1 protein-coding gene is annotated in these 820 nt (G+C 60.4%); it reads right to left on the bottom strand.

What is annotated here, in order from left to right; all coding sequences use genetic code 11:
• On the bottom strand, positions 1-762 hold a 762-nt coding region (locus tag NCS58_RS32115), incomplete at its 3' end, for an IS30 family transposase (protein WP_250539000.1).
• Between the last annotated feature and the right edge of the window lie 58 nt (positions 763-820).

Genomic DNA, 820 nt, shown 5'->3' with positions numbered 1-820 from the left:
TACAAGCGTTGCAATCTGGCTGTTACCGCTGCCGCACAGGAGGTCGCCTTCCCAGTGCCCCGGAACGGCGCGGTCCTCAACCTTAGCGGGACGTTCACTGATCGAAACAGCATCGCGGATACGACCATGATCCTCGGTCTTCTGCGTGTGATGACGTGAGCGACGCATGGCACGGGTGCGCCGCAGGTGCTCCAGCAGCTCTTTTTTCAGCGCGCCGCGTGCTTGAATAAAGAGCGTCCGATAGATCGTTTCGTGAGACACGTGGAAACCCTCGTTGCCCGGCCATGTTCGCTTTAGCCATCCGGCGACCTGCTGCGGCGACCATTCCAGTTGCAGCTTTGCCGCCACGATTTTTGCCAGCGCCGGTGTCGCGACCAGCTTGCACGGCTTCGGGCGCAGCGCCCGCTGCCAGGCAAGCTCATCGCCGAAGTCGGCCCGATAGCCTTTCTCGCCGCTGTTGCGCTTGATCTCGCGGCAGACCGTAGACGGCGCTCGCGACAGGCGCCGTGCGATCGATTGGATCGAATCATCCGCTGCGAGACCTCTTGAGATTTCTTCGCGCTCGGCAAGCGTGAGCGACCGCTTCGATCGCCGTCGCGGTGGAGGCTGGATTCCTCCAGTTTGCGCCAGTATTCCCGCTACGGATGAATGGTTACGATCGAATAGCTGCGCAATATGCTGCAGCGACTCGCCCGCACGCCAGCGCTCCCACATCAACGCCTTCTGACTCTCACTGTAATAGATTCGGCGTCTCTGTTTCATCGCAACACTCCCGCCGCATAATAGCGTTATTGTGTTGCATCGACCGGTTGAATCCGCC

This window comes from Caballeronia sp. INML3B, from assembly GCF_023631305.1.
Classification (GTDB): domain Bacteria; phylum Pseudomonadota; class Gammaproteobacteria; order Burkholderiales; family Burkholderiaceae; genus Caballeronia; species Caballeronia turbans.
This window is presented reverse-complemented; position numbering and strand designations above follow the sequence as displayed.